This is a genomic window from Streptomyces sp. NPDC087215 (assembly GCF_044744885.1).
GTDB lineage: Bacteria > Actinomycetota > Actinomycetes > Streptomycetales > Streptomycetaceae > Streptomyces.
On the sequence record NZ_JBIUZD010000006.1, the window covers coordinates 17,420 to 34,522 of the forward strand.

13 protein-coding genes are annotated in these 17,103 nt (G+C 72.6%); 9 read left to right on the forward strand and 4 right to left on the reverse strand.

The genetic code is table 11. The features are described 5' to 3' along the window. Nucleotides 1-178: 178 nt before the first annotated feature. Nucleotides 179-3,166, reverse strand: a complete 2,988-nt coding sequence (locus tag ACIO92_RS17725; protein ID WP_401242524.1) for an FAD-binding and (Fe-S)-binding domain-containing protein — start codon at nt 3,164-3,166, stop codon at nt 179-181. A gap of 201 nt (nt 3,167-3,367) precedes the next feature. Next, on the reverse strand, nt 3,368-4,534 hold the full coding sequence (locus ACIO92_RS17730; protein WP_401242527.1) for a pyridoxal-phosphate-dependent aminotransferase family protein: 1,167 nt from the start codon (nt 4,532-4,534) through the stop codon (nt 3,368-3,370). A 99-nt stretch (nt 4,535-4,633) separates the two neighbouring features. Here ACIO92_RS17730 and ACIO92_RS17735 point away from each other — a divergent pair, with 99 nt between their 5' ends. The 5 genes from ACIO92_RS17735 (at nt 4,634) to ACIO92_RS17755 (ending at nt 10,721) form a co-directional block, all read left to right on the forward strand. After that, complete coding sequence (locus ACIO92_RS17735; RefSeq protein ID WP_402282178.1) at nt 4,634-5,389, forward strand: IclR family transcriptional regulator; 756 nt, start codon at nt 4,634-4,636, stop codon at nt 5,387-5,389. A 229-nt stretch (nt 5,390-5,618) separates the two neighbouring features. Then, the gene (locus ACIO92_RS17740; RefSeq protein ID WP_402282176.1) at nt 5,619-6,992 is read left to right on the forward strand and encodes an SLC13 family permease; all 1,374 of its coding nucleotides are present in this window, start codon (nt 5,619-5,621) and stop codon (nt 6,990-6,992) included. A gap of 332 nt (nt 6,993-7,324) precedes the next feature. Continuing rightward, on the forward strand, nt 7,325-8,254 hold the full coding sequence (locus ACIO92_RS17745) for an adenosine kinase (protein WP_366441700.1): 930 nt from the start codon (nt 7,325-7,327) through the stop codon (nt 8,252-8,254). Continuing rightward, nucleotides 8,251-9,747, forward strand: coding sequence for a GMC oxidoreductase (locus ACIO92_RS17750; protein ID WP_366441701.1), 1,497 nt, complete (start codon nt 8,251-8,253; stop codon nt 9,745-9,747). The genes ACIO92_RS17745 and ACIO92_RS17750 overlap by 4 nt, the downstream gene beginning before the upstream one ends. Continuing rightward, complete coding sequence (locus ACIO92_RS17755) at nt 9,744-10,721, forward strand: aldo/keto reductase (RefSeq protein ID WP_366441702.1); 978 nt, start codon at nt 9,744-9,746, stop codon at nt 10,719-10,721. The genes ACIO92_RS17750 and ACIO92_RS17755 overlap by 4 nt, the downstream gene beginning before the upstream one ends. 38 nt (nt 10,722-10,759) lie before the next feature. Here ACIO92_RS17755 and rfbB read toward each other — a convergent pair whose 3' ends face one another. Further along, the gene (rfbB, locus tag ACIO92_RS17760) at nt 10,760-11,737 is read right to left on the reverse strand and encodes a dTDP-glucose 4,6-dehydratase (protein ID WP_366441703.1); all 978 of its coding nucleotides are present in this window, start codon (nt 11,735-11,737) and stop codon (nt 10,760-10,762) included. After that, nucleotides 11,734-12,798 carry a glucose-1-phosphate thymidylyltransferase gene (locus ACIO92_RS17765; RefSeq protein ID WP_401242542.1) on the reverse strand — a complete coding sequence of 355 codons (1,065 nt, stop codon included), beginning with the start codon at nt 12,796-12,798 and terminating at the stop codon, nt 11,734-11,736. The genes rfbB and ACIO92_RS17765 overlap by 4 nt, the downstream gene beginning before the upstream one ends. Nucleotides 12,799-13,052: 254 nt before the next feature. Here ACIO92_RS17765 and ACIO92_RS17770 point away from each other — a divergent pair, with 254 nt between their 5' ends. From ACIO92_RS17770 to ACIO92_RS17785, 4 genes are read left to right on the forward strand one after another with little or no spacing between them, the layout of a single operon-like run. Then, the gene (locus ACIO92_RS17770) at nt 13,053-14,342 is read left to right on the forward strand and encodes an aminotransferase class III-fold pyridoxal phosphate-dependent enzyme (protein WP_366441705.1); all 1,290 of its coding nucleotides are present in this window, start codon (nt 13,053-13,055) and stop codon (nt 14,340-14,342) included. Continuing rightward, a complete protein-coding gene (locus ACIO92_RS17775) occupies nt 14,339-15,490 on the forward strand; it encodes an ATP-binding cassette domain-containing protein (RefSeq protein WP_366441706.1) in 1,152 nt (383 codons plus the stop codon). Before ACIO92_RS17770 ends, ACIO92_RS17775 begins: the two co-directional genes overlap by 4 nt. Next, nucleotides 15,487-16,302 carry an ABC-2 family transporter protein gene (locus tag ACIO92_RS17780; RefSeq protein ID WP_366441707.1) on the forward strand — a complete coding sequence of 272 codons (816 nt, stop codon included), beginning with the start codon at nt 15,487-15,489 and terminating at the stop codon, nt 16,300-16,302. Before ACIO92_RS17775 ends, ACIO92_RS17780 begins: the two co-directional genes overlap by 4 nt. Further along, nucleotides 16,299-17,099, forward strand: a complete 801-nt coding sequence (locus ACIO92_RS17785) for an ABC-2 family transporter protein (RefSeq protein ID WP_366441708.1) — start codon at nt 16,299-16,301, stop codon at nt 17,097-17,099. Before ACIO92_RS17780 ends, ACIO92_RS17785 begins: the two co-directional genes overlap by 4 nt. Nucleotides 17,100-17,103: the final 4 nt, after the last annotated feature.

Consider the following 17,103-nt stretch of genomic DNA (forward strand, 5'->3'; position numbering starts at 1 on the left):
GCGCGTCCTGCGGTTCATTGGTCTGGTCCATGCGGGCAGCACAGCACGGGCGGTGTCCTGCGGTAAACGTCAGAACCGGTCACACGGGCGGGAACCGGCCCGACCCGTCCCGAGTGTCGCCGGGTGTCGCCGAGGGATCGCCGAGGGATCGCCCGCCGTACGGCACCTGCTTCCCCCGTCACTCCTCGGGCGCCGACAGTGCCTCCCTGATCAGCTGGACCGGGTGCCAGGCGTCGCGTTCCGTGCCGTGGAAGATCTGCTGGCGGCAGGAGACTCCCGTCGCCACGATCACCGTCTCCGGCGGCTCCGCCAGGACCGCCGGGAACAGCCGGTCCCCGCCCACGGTCATCGACACGTCGTAGTGTTCCGCCTCGAAGCCGAACGAGCCCGCCATTCCGCAGCAGCCCGCGTCCAGTTCGACGACCTCCACCCCCGGAATCCGGTTCAGGAGGGCGACCGTCGCCGCCGTGCCCACCTCCGCCTTCTGGTGGCAGTGACCGTGGTAGAGGAGACGGCGGCCCGCCGGCCACGAGGTGGCGCTGAGGGTGACGCTGCCCTCGTCGATGGCTTCGAGGAGGAGTTCCTCCACCTGCCGGACCCGGCCGGAGACGTCCGCCACGGCCTTGTCGCCGGGGAGCAGCGCACGGTGTTCGTCGCGCAGGGTCATCAGGCAGGAGGGCTCGCAGCCGACGATCGGGGAGCCCGGCGGGGTCGTCTCCGCCAGCAGGTGGGCGAGTTTGAACGCCTTGTCGTTGGCGTCGTCCAGGAGGCCCTTGGAGAGGCTGGAGCGGCCGCAGCAGCCGCCGCTCTCCAGGCGGACGTCCCAGCCCGCCCGCTCCAGGAGTTCCACGGCCGCCTGGCCGATGCTCGGTTCGGTGTACGTGGTGAAGGAGTCGGCCAGATAGGTGACCGTACCCCGTGGTGCCGCCGTCCCGGTGGCCCTCGGCCTTCCGCCGAACCAGCGGACCAGGTTGCGGCGTTCGAACCGGGGCAGCGGGCGGGCGGCCGTGATGCCCAGGGTCCGTTCCATCAGTCGGCGCAGGAGACCGATGCGGCCGGGCAGGTTGGAGAGGGGCGCGGTGGCGGAGCCCAGCCGGTTGAGGAAGCGGATCGAGCCGAAGACGCGGGAGCGCGGGGGGATGCCGTGCGCGTCGTGGTGGTGGGCGAGCGCCTCGGCCTTCAGCGACGCCATGTCCACGCCCAGCGGGCACTCGCTCTTGCACGCCTTGCACATCAGGCACAGGTCCAGGACCTCGTGGAGGCGTTCGTCCCCGAGGGCCTTCTTCGGGTCCGGCTCCGACAGTGCCTTGACCAGGGCGTTGGCCCGGCCTCGGGTGGAGTCCTGTTCGTTGCGGGTGGCCATGTACGAGGGGCACATCGCGCCCGTGTCGCTCTTGCGGCACAGTCCGATGTTCATGCAGCGGTCGGCCGCGCCCCGCATTCCTCCCACCACGTCGAAGGTGAGACGGGTGCGCAGTTCGGCGGCGGGGGGCAGCGCCGGGTCGCGGAGGTTCTCGGTCATCGCCGGGGCGTCCACGATCTTGCCGGGGTTGAGCCGGTCGTCCGGGTCGAAGAGGCCCTTCACTCCGCGCATCGCCTCGTAGAGGTCCTCCCCGAAGATCTCCCGGTTGAACTCGCTGCGGGCCAGACCATCGCCGTGTTCGCTGGAGTTGACGCCCCCGTACTCGGTGACGAGGTCCTTGACCCGTTCGGCGACCCTGCGCATCGTGGCGACCTGCTGGGGGTCGGTGAGGTCCACGAACGGGCGGATGTGGAGACAGCCCACGGAGCAGTGGCCGTAGAAGCCCGCCGACAGTCCGTGCTCGTCGAGGATCGTCTTGAAGCGGCGGGTGTACTCGGCGAGGTGCACCGGGTCGACCGCCGTGTCCTCCACGAAGGCCAGGGGTCTCCTGGTGCCCTCGCCCGCGGCCATCAGCAGGCCCAGGCTGGATTTGCGCACCTTCAGCAGCGCCGACTGCTGCTGCGGGGTGACGGCCTGGAGGGTGTGGTAGCCGTGCCCGTACCTCTTCCACGAGGTCGTGAGCTGACGGAGCTGGTCGATGAGTTCGGTCTCGTCGTCGCCGGTGAAACTGACGAAGAGGAGGGCTTCCGGGTCGCCTTCGAGGAGGGTGCCGAGGGACGCGTACTCGATCTTCCGGCGGGACAGGTCCAGGATCGTGCGGTCCATCAGCTCCACGGCGGAGGGATGGCAGGCCAGGGCTGATTCCGTCGCCTCGATGGCCGCCACCACCGAGGTGAAGTGACCCACCCCGATGACCGTGCGGCTGGGCTTGGGCACCAGATCCACCAGCGCCCGGGTCGCGAGGGCGAGGGTGCCTTCGGAGCCGACGACGAACTTCGCCAGGTCGAACGGCAGGTCGGTACGGGCGAGGCGGTCGAGGCGGTAGCCGCAGGCGCGGCGCCAGAACTCGGGGAAGCCCTCGGCGATGGCGTCGGCGTTCGCCTTCACCAGCGCCGGGAGCTCGCGGTAGAGACGGCCCTCCAGGGTGGGCAGGGCGGCCCGCCGTTCGCGCTCGGCCTCGTCCACGGGTTCGAGGCGGGCCGTGGTTCCGTCGGAGAGGACGACGTCGAGGGCGCGGACGTGGTCGATGGTCATGCCGTAGCGCAGCGAGCCGCTGCCGGCCGAGTTGTTGCCGATCATCCCGCCGATGGTCGCGCGGTTGCTGGTGGAGGTGTCGGGGCCGAACATCAGGCCGTACGGGGCGGCGGCGCGGTTCAGCTGGTCCTGGACGACTCCGGGTTCGACCAGGGCCGTACCCGCCTCGGGGTCCAGGTCGAGGATGCGGTTCATGTGGCGGGAGAAGTCCAGGACGAGACCGGGGCCGACGGTCTGTCCTGCGAGGCTGGTCCCGGCGCCGCGGGCCAGGACGGGGACGCCGTGCTCGATCGCCGCCGCCACGGTGGCCTGGACGTCTCCGGTGTGGCGGGGGAAGACGACGCCGCGCGGGGTGATCGCGTACATGCTCGCGTCGCGGGAGAAGAGGTGGCGGGTGTAGTCGTCGAAGGCGACCTCGCCGTCGAGGTCGTGGCTCAGCCGTCGCTGGAGTTCACGGTCGTCGGGGGAGGCGGAGGAGGCAGGAGAGGCGGAGGAGGCAGGGGAGGTCGGGGGCGGGGTCGTCCGGGTCTCTCCGTGGGGCGGGGTCATGGGTGCGGCTCCAGAGGTGGAGGAGGTACGGGAGGGGGCCGGGGCACAGCGCGGCCTTGAAGGTCCGGCGGGTCCGGCGGGTCCGGCGGGTCCGGCGAACCCTGACGGCTCAGACGGCTCAGACGGTCCGGACCCGCTCAGACAGTGCGGGCAGGCCGCGCGGACGTCGTATCGCCGTGGTTTCCGGACGGTCCGGGGCCGTCAGGGGTTGCGCAGGACGTCCAGGGCGGCGCCCAGACCGGCGGGGTCGGTCGGCACACCGGACAGTTCCAGGCCCATCTGGACCCCGGCGAGGGTTCCGGCGAGGGTCAGGTCGTTGAAGTGGCCGAGGTGACCGATGCGGAAGACCCGCCCGGAGAGCTTGCCGAGGCCCGCGCCCAGCGACATGTCGAACCGCTCCAGGATCACCTTGCGGACCTTGTCCGCGTCGTGGTCCTCGGGCATCAGCACGGCCGTGAGGGAGCCGGAGTGCTCGCGCTCGTCGGCGCACAACACCTCCAGGCCCCAGCCGCGCACGGCCGCCCGGGTCGCCGCCGCGTGCCGGGCGTGCCGGGCGTACACCTCGGGGAGCCCTTCGGCGTCGAGCATGTCCAGGGCCTCGGCGAGTCCGTAGAGGAGGTTGGTGGCGGGGGTGTAGGGGAAGTAGCCGCGCCGGTTGGATTCGATGATCGGCTCCCAGTCCCAGAACGACCTGGGCAGCCGGGCCGTCCTGGAGGCGGCGAGGGCCTTGTCGCTGACGGCGTTGAAGCTCAGGCCCGGCGGGAGCATGAGTCCCTTCTGGGAGCCCGCGACCGTGACGTCGACACCCCACTCGTCGTGCCGGTAGTCGATGGAGCCGAGCGAGGAGATGGTGTCGACGAGCAGCAGGGCGGGGTGCCCGGCGTCGTCGAGGGCCCGGCGGATCTCGGCGATCCGGCTGGTGACACCGGTCGAGGTCTCGTTGTGGACGACACAGACCGCCTTGAGGGAGTGGCTGATGTCGGCTTCGAGGCGCCGGGTCAGCTCGGCGGGGTCGGCGCCGTGGCGCCAGTCCCCCGGCACGAAGTCCACCTCCAGACCGAGGGAACCGGCCATCTCCTGCCAGAGCGTGGCGAAGTGTCCGGTCTCGAAGCACAGGACGCGGTCGCCGGGGCTGAGCGTGTTGACGAGGGCGGCCTCCCAGGCGCCGGTGCCGGAGGCGGGATAGATCACGACGGGGTTCGTGGTGCCGAACACCGGCTTGATCCGCTGGAGGACCCGGAGGCCGAGTTCCGCGAATTCGGGGCCCCGGTGGTCGATGGTCGGCGCCGCCATGGCGCGGAGGACCTGGTCGGGGACGTTGGTGGGGCCGGGGATCTGGAGGAAGTGGCGGCCGGTGCGAAGCGTCATGGGAAAACCCCTCCGAAAAGCCTTGTGCCGTGAGACGGCACGTCGTACCGTGATGTGGCATGGCGGAGCATAGGTTTCCCCGAGCGAGGGAGTCAATGGATGCAGAACGTCCTCAACGCGCTGCGCACCCTTGAGGAGGTCGCGGCGCGACAGCCGATCGGCGTCGCCGACCTGGCGCGCGCCCTGGAACTGCCGAAGAGTTCGGTGCAGCGCGCCCTGGTCACCCTGCACACGGCCGGCTGGATCCGGCAGACCGCCGGGACGCCCACCCGCTGGGCGGTGACCACGAAGGCGCTCCACGTCGGACGCAGTGCCACCGGTGAGCTGGGACTGCGGGACATCGCGGTGCCGGTGATGGAGGAACTGCGCAGGGAGACCGACGAGACGGTGCATCTGGCGGTGCCGGAGGGCGGCCGGATCGTGCTGATCGAGCGCCTGGAGACCAGTCGGCCGGTCCGGATCGTGCTTCCGCTCGGACAGAACCTGTCGGCGCACGCCTCGGCGAACGGCAAGGCGGTGCTCGCGGCGAGTTCCGCCGAGGCCGTGGAGCGGTACATCGCGGACGGGCTCGCCCGGTTCACCGACGCCTCGATCACCGATCCCGGGCGACTGCGGGCCGAGTTGACGGAGATCCGGGCGCGGGGATACGCGACCAACTCCGGGGAGTGGCGGGACGACGTGTCGGCGGTGGCCGCGGCGGTGATCGGAGCGGACGGTACGACTCCGGTGGCCAGCATCAGCGTGAACGTGCCGAGCAGCCGGATGACCGACACCTCACGGGCGACCCTCGGGGCGGCGGTGCGCGAGGCGGCGGACCGGGTCGGGAAGCTCCTCAGGAGGGCGGCCGGACTCTGATGATCCCGGGGGAAGTTCTGCCGCGCCCCCTTGACGCACCCAGTTCGACGAGGCTTCCATACTCCTCACTGCGGAACACGCTTTCCGCATGACGGAATTCAATGCATCGGAAACAGGTCACCGGCAGCTCTGCCGGGCCACGGCACACACCACTCCGCCCCGCCCTTCCGCCTGAAGGGCTGAGCCGGTGCGCCCGCATCATGCCCTCGACCGAAGGCGGGGAAGCCTCGTGTCAGATCATGTCATTTCCATCGTCGCATTGGCCTTGGTGTTCACCATCGCCACCTTCACCTCGGTGCACATGGGAGCGCTGGCCATCGTCGCCGCGTTCATCGTCGGCACCCTGTTCGTCCACGAGACCACGGACGAGATCTTCGGCGGATTCCCCGGAGATCTCTTCGTCGTCCTCGTGGGTGTCACCTTCCTGTTCGCCATCGCCAAGAACAACGGCACCGTCGACTGGCTGGTCCACGCCTCGACACGCGCGGTACGCGGCCGGATCGCCCTGATCCCCTGGGTGATGTTCCTGGTCACCGCGACGCTCACGGCGGTGGGCGCGGTCGTGCCCGCCGCCGTGGCGATCATCGCCCCGATCGGCATGGGGTTCGCGGCCCGCTACCGCATCAACCCGGTGCTGCTCGGCCTCTTCATCATCAACGGCGCGAGCGCCGGCGGATTCTCCCCCATCAGCATCTTCGGCTCCATCACCAACGGGGTGGTGGAACGGAACGGGCTGCCGGGCAGCCCGACCCTGCTGTTCGCCAGTTCGTTCGCGTTCAACGTGCTGCTGTGCGTGCTCGTCTTCTTCCTCTTCGGCGGGAGGAAACTGCTCGGGCGGCGGGCCGAGGACTCCCCGGAGGCTCCCGCCGGGGGTGCGGGCGGTACGCCCGTACCACGCCCCCGGGGCGGCCCGGCGGATTCCGTCGGCGGCGCCACCGCCGTACGGACCGCTCCCCCCGAGGCGGGCCCGACCGCCGTTCCCGGCACCGGCCCCACGGCGCTGCGCCTGGACCGGGTCCGCGCCCTCACCCTCGTGGGCCTGCTCAGCCTGGTCGTCGGGGCGCTCTTCTTCGATCTGAACGTGGGCCTGCTCGCGCTGACCGTGACGGTCGTCCTGTCGCTGCTGTCCCCCGAGTCCGCGAAGGGCGCCGTGGACCGCTGCGCCTGGTCGACCGTCCTGCTCGTCTGCGGGATCGTCACCTTCGTCAGCATGATGGAACGCATCGGCACCATCGACTGGCTCGGCACCAGCGTCGCCGGGATCGGGGCGCCGCTGCTCGGGGCGCTGCTGATCTGCGCCATCGGCGCGGTGGTCTCCGCCTTCGCCTCGACCACCGGCATCCTCGGGGCGCTCATCCCGCTGGCCGTGCCGTTCCTGCTCGCCGGTGAGGTCGGCGCCGTGGGGATGGTGACGGCGCTGGCCATCTCCTCGTCGGTGGTCGACTCCTCGCCCATCTCCACCAGCGGCGCGCTGGTCACGGCCAACGCCCCCGAGGACCAACGCGAGGCCGTCTTCCGAAAGTTGATGGCCTGGGGGATGAGCATGGCGGTGATCGCCCCACCCGTCACCTGGGCGATCTTCGTGGTGCCCGGCTGGCTCTGAGCGACACCCGGCCGGTGCGGGGAACGGCGAACGGGCGCCCCCGCGAACCCGCCGCAAGGCCGACGCAGGTCCGACCCAGGTCGACCCAGGTCCGGCGCGGGCCGCCGAAAGGCCGGTGCGGGGCCGCCGCCAGGCCGTCACGGAAGGGGCCGACCTCCCACGGTCGGCCCCTTCCGCCCGTCCCCGCCGCGCCACCGCCCGAACCGCCCCCGGCCACCGCCCGCAAGAGTTTTCTGAAATGCCCTGCAAGATCTTGCCGACTTGATCGGCAGGCTGCTTAACTCCGAGGCGATCCGCGGGCAGTTGCGGCCCTGTTTTCGAGAGGAACAGCCATGAACAGCGCGTACGACGTCCTCGTCCTGGGAGGCTCGGGCGTCGACACCATCGTGTACGTCCCCGAGCTGCCGCTCCCGTACGCCGACAGCTACATGATCCAGCCCGGCATCGAGACCCGCGCGGGACAGACCGGCGACTTCGTCGCCCTCGGCCTCAGCTCGCTCGGCCTGCGGACCCATCACATCGACATGATCGGCGACGACCCCTCAGGGGAGCTCGTCCGCGCCTTCCACCGCGACCGCTCCATCGACTTCACCGAGGTGCACCTGCCCGGCGGCACCAAGCGCGCCGTCAACCTCGTCGGGCCGGACGGCCGCCGCCTCTCCCTCTACGACGACAGCCGCTCCCACGCGTCCGACCGGCTCCCCGAGGACACCGTCCGCGAACTGGCCGCCGCCAGCCGCCACGCGCACGTCTCCATCACCTACCCGTGCGCCCACGCGCTGCCGCTGCTCCACGGAGCCGGGCTGACCGTCTCCACCGACCTGCACAACTGGGACGGTGAGAACCCCTACCACGAGGACTTCGCGTACGGCTCCGACCTCGTCTTCGTCTCCACCACCGCCCTGCCCGACCCGGAGGCGACCATGCGGCGCGTCCTGGAGCGCGGGCGGGCCGAGGCCGTCGTCGCCACCGCCGGAGCCGAGGGCTCCTACCTCCTCACCCGGGACGGCGGCGCCCCGGTCCACATCCCGGCCGTCGCCCCGCGCGGCCCGGTCGTCGACTCCAACGGAGCGGGCGACGCGTACGCCGCCGGATTCCTCTTCGGCAGGCTGTCCGGCGAGCCCTTCGAACGGTGCGCCCTGTACGGGGCCGTCGCCGGTGCCCATGCCTGCACCGTGCCCGCGACCGGCGGCGACGCCGTCACCCGGGCCGCGCTCCTCGCCGAGGTCACCGCCCTGACGGGGGCGGGGGCCGGGGCGTGAGCCCCGGGGCGTACGACGTCCTCGTCCTCGGCGGCGGGGTCGCCGGATGCGTGCTCGCCGCCCGGCTCAGCGAGGACCCGGGGCGCTCGGTGTGCCTCGTCGAGGCCGGGCCCGACCACGGCCCCGACCCGGCCGACTGGCCCGTCCGGCTGCTCGACGCACGGGCCCTGCCGCGCGAGGACCTGTGGGAGCGCGAGGTACCGGTGCACCGCTTCCGGGCCCGGGTCGTCGGCGGCTCGTCCTGCGTCAACGGCTGCTGGAACACCTGGGGTTCGGAGGCCGACCACCGCGCATGGGTCCGCGCGGGCGGGCCGCGCTGGAGCGCCGCCGCGATGGAGCCGTACCGGGCCGCGGCCGCCCGCACCATGGGGCTGCGCACCGTACCGGACCGCGAACTCTCCCCGTGGAGCCGGGCGGCCGTCGCCGCGGCCCGCGAACTGGGCCTGCCCGAGGTGGACATGGGCCGTCCCGGCGCCCCCGGCTACGGCTACCCGCTGCTGAACGCGCACGACGGCAGACGTCACAACGCCGCCCTCGCCTATCTCGGCGCGGCGACCCGCGCCCGCCCCCGCCTCTCGGTCCTGGCCCGCGCCGTCGCCGACCGGCTGCTCGTGCGCGGCGGCCGGGTCGAGGGCGTCGTCGTCCTCGTCGACGGGGTGCCGCGCACCCTGCGGGCCGACCGGTACGTGGTCGCCGCCGGCGCGGTCGGCTCACCCGCCCTGCTGCTCCGCAGCGGCATCGGACCCGCCGGGGAACTGCGCGCGCTGGGCGTCGACCCCGTCGTGGACCTGCCCGGAGTGGGGGGCAACCTCAGTGACCAGCCGGGGGTGTTCGTCCCGCTCGCACCGACCCCCGAACTAGAGGCGGCGCTCGCCGCGAAGGAACGCGACGGCGAACTGTACGTCAGCCGCGTCCTCCTGCGGACCGCCGGTCCGTACGCCCCCGAGGACGGCTGGAACCTGCACATCCTGCCCTCGGCCGGTCCGCCGCTGTTCGGCGGACTGCCTCCCGGCCGGTACGAGGCGGGCGTCTCCGCCTTCCTCATGAACCCCGCCTCCCGGGGCACCGTACGGCTGGCCTCGACCGATCCGCTCGCCCCGCCCGCCGTCGAACCCGGCTTCCTCAGCGATCCCGAGGGCCGCGACCTGGCGGTCCTCCGCTCCGGTCTGGAGACCGTGCTCCGGCTCGCCGGGACCGCCGCCCTCAAGGGGCTCGCCGCCCTCCCCGAGGGCACGCCCCCGCACCTGCTCGACGACGACGCGCTGCGCGCCCGCACCGGTGCCTACTGGCATCCCGTCGGGACCTGCGCGATGGGCCCAGGCGACGACCCCGCGGCCGTGGTCGACGGTCTCGGCCGGGTCCACGGCCTGACGAACCTCACCGTCGCCGACGCCTCGGTCCTGCCGACCGTGCCCGCCGCCAACACCCAGTTCCCGGTGCTCGCCGCCGCCGAACTCCTCGCCGACGCCCTCGTTTCCGGGCCCGGCGCGTGACCGGCGGCCCCGACGCCACGACGGCGTCCCCCGCGTCCGCCCGGCCCTCCCCGGGCGGGCGGCTGGTCTTCGGCTGCATGGGCCTCGGCGGCGACTGGGACACCCGCCCGTACGGCCCCGACGACATCGACCGCGCCGAGGCGGCCGTGGAAGCGGCCCTCGACATCGGCGTCACCGCCTTCGACCACGCCGACATCTACCGGTACGGCAAGTCCGAGGCCGTCTTCGGCGAGGTCCTGGCCCGCGCACCCGGTCTGCGCCGACGGATCACGCTCCAGTCCAAGTGCGGCATCCGGCTCCCGGAGAACGGGCGCCCCGGCTTCTACGACCTGCGCGGCCCGAGCGTCCTGCGCCGCGTCGAGGAGTCCCTGTCCCGGCTGCGGACCGACCGCCTCGACGTACTGCTGCTCCACCGGCCCGACCCGCTGGCCGACCCCGGGGAGCTCGCCGCCGCGCTCACCTCCCTGCACCGGCAGGGCCTCGTCGGGCGCTTCGGCGTCTCCAACATGGACGCCGCCCAGATCGCCCGCCTCCAGTCCTTCCTCGAAGTACCCCTCACCGTGGACCAGTTGGAGATGAGCCTGTACCGGCGCGCCTGGGTGGAGAAGGGCGTCCTGGTCAACACCCCGGCGGAGGCGGAGGTCGGCTTCCCCTCGGGGACGGTGGAGTACTGCGTGGAGCGCGGCATCGAGCTCCAGGCGTGGGGCGCCCTCGCGGGCGGCCGGTACTCCGACCCGGCGTCCGGCCCGGCCGCCGCGCTCGTCGGGCGGCTCGCCGAGACCCACGGCACCACCCCGGAGGCCGTGGTCCTGTGGTGGCTCCAGCGTCACCCGGCCGCGATCGTGCCGGTGATCGGCACCTCGCGGCCGGAGCGGATCCGCGCCTGCCGCGACGCGGTGCGACGGGCTCCGGGCCTCGGCCACGAGGAGTGGTACGAGCTGTGGACGGCCGCGCGGGGCACGGCGCTGCCCTGAGCCGCACCCCCGGCACCGTCCCCCGCCCCCGCCCGCGGTCAGGTGTGCGCGGGGGCGGCCGGTGCCGGTGTCTGCCGCAGTGCGTACCAGCCGACCGTGTCCGCGAGGGCGGTGGGGAAGTCGGCGCGGGGGCGGTAGCCGAGTTCGCGGCGGATGCGGGTGTCGTCGACCGCGTACCGCTGGTCGTGGCCCTTGCGGTCGGCGACCCGGGCGATCCGTTCGGGGCCCCCGCCGCAGAGGGCGAGGAGGCGGTGGGTGAGTTCCAGGTTGGTCAGGGAGGTGCCGCCGCCGATGTTGTAGATCCGGCCGGGGCGGCCCCCGGTGCGGACCAGTTCGACGGCGGTGACGTGGTCCTCGACGTACAGCCAGTCGCGGATCTGCGAGCCGTCGCCGTACAGGGGGACGTCCTGCCCGCCCAGGAGGGCGGTGACGAAGCGCGGGACGAGCTTCTCGGGGTGCTGGCGGGGGCCGAAGTTGTTGGAGCAGCGGGTGACGCGGACGTCCAGGCCGTGGGTGGTGTGGTGGGCGAGTGCCATCAGGTCGGCGGCGGCCTTGGAGGCGGCGTACGGGGAGCTGGGGCGCGGCGGGTCGTCCTCGCGGGCGGCGCCGGTGGCGAGGGAGCCGTACACCTCGTCGGTGGAGATCTGGACGAAGGTGCGGACACCGTGCCGGACGGCGGCGTCCAGGAGGGTCTGGGTGCCGAGGACGTTGGTGCGGACGAAGGGCGAGCCGTCCGTGATCGACCGGTCGACGTGGGATTCGGCGGCGAAGTGGACGAGGTCGTCGTGGCCGGGTACGAGCCGGTCGACGAGGGCCGTGTCGGTGATGTCGCCGTGGACGAAGCGGAGGCGGGGGTCGGCGAGGACGGGGGCGAGGTGGGCCCGGCTGCCCGCGTAGGTGAGGTGGTCGAGGACGGTCACGGAGACGTCGGGCGGGCCGTCGGGGCCGAGGAGGCGCAGGACGTGGGCCGAGCCGATGAATCCGGCGCCGCCGGTGACGAGGACGCGTCGGGTCATGGGTGGAGGTGCACCTTGCTGTGGTCGCCGAGGACGAGGCGGTGGGCGTACGGGTGTCGGGGGGCCGCCACGACGGTGTCGCGGCCGATGAAGGAGCGCTCGATGCGTCCGGCGCGGTCGACGTCGGCGCCGTCGAGGAGGACGGAGCTCTCGATGGAGCTGTCGTGGACGCGGCAGTTGGCGCCGATGGAGGTGTACGGGCCGATGACGGCGTCGCTGATGACCGTTCCGGGTCCGATGACGACGGGGCCGGTGATGCGGGAGCCGCGGACGACGGCGCCCTCGGCGAGGAGGACCCGGCCGACGACGGCGCTGCCGGGGTCCACCTTGCCGTCGAGGCGGCCGGTGAGGCCGTCCAGGACGTGCCGGTTGGCCTCCAGCATGTCGTCGACGCTGCCGGTGTCGCGCCACACGGAGGTGGTGGCGTCGGCGCGGACGTCGTGCCCGGTGTCGACGAGCCACTGGATGGCGTGGGTGAGTTCCAGTTCGCCGCGGGCGGAGGGGCCGATCGCGGCGACCGCCTCGTGGACGGCGGGCCCGAAGGCGTACACGCCGATGAGGGCGAGGTCGCTGCGCGGCCGGTCGGGCTTCTCCTCGACCCGGAGCACCCGGCCCCCCGGGCCGACCTCGGCGACGCCGAAGGCGGCGGGGTCGGGTACGGCGGTGACGAGCAGCCGGGCGGCGGCGGGTTCGGCGCGGGCGCGGGCGGTGAACTCGGTGACGCCGTCCTCGAGGTAGTTGTCGCCGAGGTACAGCAGGAAGTCGTCGTCGGCGAGGAAGCCGCGGGCGACGGCGACCGCGTGGGCGAGGCCGAGCGGGCGGTCCTGGCGGACGTAGGTGACGCCGAGTCCGAAGGAGCGTCCGTCGCCGACGGCACGGCGGACGTCGTCGGCGTAGGGGCCCACGACGAGCCCCACCTCGTGGACTCCCGCGGCGGCGAGGGACTCCAGGGCGTAGAAGAGCACCGGTTTGTTGGCGATCGGCAGGAGCTGCTTGGTCCCGGTGTGGGTGAAGGGGCGCAGTCGGCTGCCGGTCCCACCGGCCAGGACCAGGGCCTTCACATCGGCTGCCTTCGGTGGGGTGCGGCCTGCGGATGTCCGTGCACGGTCCCTCCTCGTGTCTCGAGGTATGTCGGCGGTCGCACCGGCGACTCAAGCAGAGCTCCCGCATCAACTGCAAGCAATGTCTGAAACTTTCTGAAACCTCTTGCTCAATATTGGCCCCAAGTGCTTCACTCTCACCTCGAAACGATCAAACGCTCGAATCAACTGGCTGAAAACCCGCGCCAGTTCATCAGCGATCCAGGGGAGATCCGGTGACAGGTCACCAGCGGGAAGTGCTGGTCAGGGAGGCGCGGCACCGGGCACCCGGCCAGTCCGAGGAAGCCGCCCTCGCCCGGCGGGTCTTCGCCGAGGGCCGCGGCGCCGTCCTCACCGACCTCGACGGCAACCAGTACCTGGACTTCGCCGCCGGGACGCTCACCCAGTCGCTGGGCCACTCCCACCCCGAGGTCGTCGAGGCCCTGACCCGGCAGGCGCGGCGGCTGTGGAACGTCCACGACACCGCCACTCCCGAACGGGCCGACTTCTTCGAGCTCCTGGCCCGGCTGCTCCCCGCGCACCTCGACACCTACGCCCTGTTCTCCACCGGCGCCGAGGTGGTGGAGGCCGCGCTGCGGGTCGTGCAGTCCACCGCCCCGCCGGGCCGCAACCGGATCGGGGCGCTGCGCCACGGCTTCCACGGCAAGACCATGGGCGCCCGGATGCTCGTCCACTGGGACGTCGGCCACCAGTCCTTCGCGGGCAACAGCGTCCTGGGATACGCCCCTTACTGCTACCGCTGCCCGCTGGAGCTGGAGCGCCCCACCTGCGGCGTCCGCTGCGCCGATCTCGTCACCCGGCACATCGCGGCCAAACCGAACGTCTCCGCCCTCGTCTTCGAACCGGTCCTCGGCGCCGCCGGGGTGATCGTCCCGCCGCCCGGCTACTGGGAACGGATCTCGGCCGCCTGCCGGGAGAACGACGTGCTCCTCGTCGCCGACGAGGTGGCCACCGGCGGCGGCCGGACCGGCGCGTTCCTGGCCTGCGAACTCATCGGGGTGGAACCGGACCTGGTGGCCCTGTCCAAAGGCATGGCCAACGGATTCCCCTTCGCCGTCCTCGCCGGCCGCCACGAGCTGCTGCACCGGCCCGAGGCCTCCCCCGCGGGCGCGTACGCCTCCACCTACGCGGCCAACCCGCTGGGCATCGCCGCCGCCCGCGCCACCCTGGAGGTCGTCGAGCGCGACCGGCTCATCGACCGGGTGCGGGTGCTCGGCGACCGGCTCGGCGCGCACCTCGCCGCCCTCCACGACCGCTTCGAGGTGCTCGGCGAGGTGCGCGGCCTCGGTCTGCTGCACGGCCTGGAGTTCGTCCGCGACCGGGAGAGCCGTACACCCGCCCCGGAGATCGCGCGGGCCGTCTACACCACCGCCCTCGACCTCGGGCTGCGCACCGCCGTCGGCGGGCACGTCATCCGGCTCGCGCCCCCGTTCACCCTGGACGACCACCTGCTCGACGAGGGCGCCCGCATCCTCGGAGAGGCCATCGGGCGGGTGACCGGGTGATCGTCGCCGAAGGGCTCACCAAGGACTTCCGGATCGCCGAGCGACGGCCCGGACTCCTCGGCAGCCTCGCCACCCTCCTCACCCGCGAGTACCGGACCGTGCGCGCCGTCGACGGCATCTCCTTCGCGCTGCGGGCCGGTTCGAAGACCGCGTACATCGGCGCCAACGGGGCCGGGAAGTCCACCACGATCAAGATGCTCACCGGCATCATGACGCCCACCTCCGGCCGCTGCCTGGTGAACGGCGTCGAGCCCTACCGGCGCCGCCGGGAGAACGCCCGCGCGATCGGCGTGGTCTTCGGGCAGCGCAGCCAGCTCTGGTGGGACCTGTCCGTGCCGGACTCCTTCCAGATCCTGCGCCGGATCTACGAGATACCCGACGCCGTGTACGCGCGGAACCTCCGCCTCTACCGCGAACTGCTCGACATCGACGCCCTCGGCACCACGCCCGTCCGCCAGCTGAGCCTGGGGCAGCGGATGCGGGCCGAGATCGCCGCGAGCCTGCTGCACGACCCCCGGGTGGTCTTCTGGGACGAGCCGACGATCGGCCTCGACATGGTCCTCAAGGAGGCGGTCCGGGCCCTGGTGAACCGGGCCAACGCCGAACTCGGCACCACCGTCCTGCTCACCAGCCACGACCTCTCCGACATCGCCGCCATCTGCGACGACGCCCTCGTCGTCGACGGCGGCCGGGTCGTCCACGAGGGGACCCTGCACGGACTGCTCGGCCGGGCCGACCGACGCTCGGTCGTCTTCGACCACCGGGGCGGCCCCGGGACGCACGACACGGTCCGCGCGATCGAGCACGGGCTGCCGGGCGCCCTCGCGTCCGTCACCCCGGAAGGACGCGTCCGCGTCGACTACCCGGCGGACGCCTTCACCTCCCGGCAGGTCCTCGGCTTCCTCCTGGACCGTTTCGAACTGGCCGACTGCTACGCCCCCGAGCCCGACCTCGAAACGGTGCTCCGCCAGGTCTACCGGGGCGGGACGCCCGCCGCACGGGCCGGGGACGCCCTCCCCGACGTACCGGACACGGGCGACGGGCCCGGCGCACCGGTCACGGACAGCGCACCGGACGGCACACCGGGCGGTGACAGCGCCCCGGCCGGGGAGCGCGTGCCCGCCGCGCGGGACGGCGGTGGAGCGTGAGGACCTCGCTCCGGCCCGGACGTTACGTGCCCTTCGCCACCAGCGGACTCCAGTCGCTGCTCCAGTACCGGTCGACCTTCCTCATCACCGGGATCACGGCGGCGGCCGGAGCGGCCGTCACCGTCTTCCTGTGGCGGGCCGTGTACGCGGACGCCTCCGGCCCCGGACCCGGCGGCTTCACCCCGGCGAGCATCACCACCTATCTGGTGGTGGCCCAGGTCCTGGCCGTGGTGCACACCAACCGGGTGGACGACGAGGTCGCCGCCGAGGTCTACCGGGGCGACATCGCCGTGACGCTGGTACGTCCGGTGAGCTACCCGCTGGTCCGGTTCGCGGCCTGTCTGCCGGTGGTCGCCACCAACGCCGTGCTGGTCGGGGTGCCGCTCCTCCTCCTCTTCGCCGCCCTCGTCCCGCTGACCGTGCCGACACCGGCGGACGCCGTCCTGTTCCTGTGCTCCGCCGTCCTGTCGGCGGTCATCGCCTTCTGCGTGAACCTGCTCACCGGCATGGCCGGGTTCGTCACCACCAACACCTGGGGCGTCCGGATGGCCAAGCAGGGCGTCGTCGCCTTCTTCGCCGGGCAGATGGTGCCGCTGGCACTGCTCCCCGAGCCGCTGCACACCCTCGCGATGGTGCTGCCGTTCCGGGCCATGGCCGACGGCCCGCTGACCCTGCTGCTCGGCCGGTACGACGGGATCGCGGGCGCGGCGGCGGTCCTGGGCCACCAGCTCGCCTGGACCGCCGGTCTGGTCCTGCTGTGCGCCGTGCTGTGGCGGACGGCCGTCTCCCGCCTGGAGGTGCTCGGCGGATGAGGCGCACGCTCGGCGGCCGGCTCCGGCTGGCGTTCTTCCTCGGCGGGGTCGGACTGCACCGGCTCGCCGCCTACCGGCTCGACTTCCTCCTCGGCTCCGGGGCCTTCCTGATCCGGGTCGGGCTCCAGACGGTGGCGGTGGGCGTGGTCTTCAGCCATGTCCCGGCCGTCGCGGGCTGGTCCTACCACCAGGTGCTCTTCCTGCTCGGCTGCGCGCTGCTCTCGCGGGGGCTCGACCACCTCTTCACCGACCAGCTGTGGGAGCTGAGCCGCAAGCTGATCCAGCGCGGCGAGTTCTACCGCTATCTGATCCGCCCGGTGAACCCGCTCTTCGCCCTGCTCTCGGAGCGCTTCTTCCACCCCGACGGCATCGGTGAACTGGCCGTCGGACTCTTCCTGGTGCTGTGGAGCGGGGCCGAGCTGGGGCTCGACCCGACGGCCCTCCAGTGGGCCCTCGCCCCGCTGCTCGTGGTGGCCGGGGCGCTGATCCACGCCTCCGTGAAACTGTTCTTCGCGTCGCTGTCGTTCTGGACGGTGACGAGTATGCCCGCGCTCCAGACGGTCACCCAGGTCTCCGAGTTCGCGGGCTACCCGCTGGACCTGTACCACGCCTCGCTGCGGACGCTCCTGACCTGGGTGCTGCCGTTCGCGTTCACGTCGTACGCCCCCGCCGTCTATCTGCTGCACGGCGACACCGGACTCCTCCGGTGGCTGCCGGTCGTGACCGGCCTTTCCCTCCTCGCCGCGCTGGCGCTGTGGCGCCGCGGCCTGTCCCGATACGAGATGACCGGGAGTTGACGAA

What these genes read in the sequence shown, in the direction of transcription:
- ACIO92_RS17725 (WP_401242524.1), bottom strand. Translation starts at nt 3,166, where the DNA reads ATGACCCCGCCCCACGGAGAGACCCGGACGACCCCGCCCCCGACCTCC.
- ACIO92_RS17730 (WP_401242527.1), bottom strand. Translation starts at nt 4,534, where the DNA reads ATGACGCTTCGCACCGGCCGCCACTTCCTCCAGATCCCCGGCCCCACC.
- ACIO92_RS17735 (WP_402282178.1), top strand. Translation starts at nt 4,634, where the DNA reads ATGCAGAACGTCCTCAACGCGCTGCGCACCCTTGAGGAGGTCGCGGCG.
- ACIO92_RS17745 (WP_366441700.1), top strand. Translation starts at nt 7,325, where the DNA reads ATGAACAGCGCGTACGACGTCCTCGTCCTGGGAGGCTCGGGCGTCGAC.
- rfbB (WP_366441703.1), bottom strand. Translation starts at nt 11,737, where the DNA reads ATGACCCGACGCGTCCTCGTCACCGGCGGCGCCGGATTCATCGGCTCG.
- ACIO92_RS17785 (WP_366441708.1), top strand. Translation starts at nt 16,299, where the DNA reads ATGAGGCGCACGCTCGGCGGCCGGCTCCGGCTGGCGTTCTTCCTCGGC.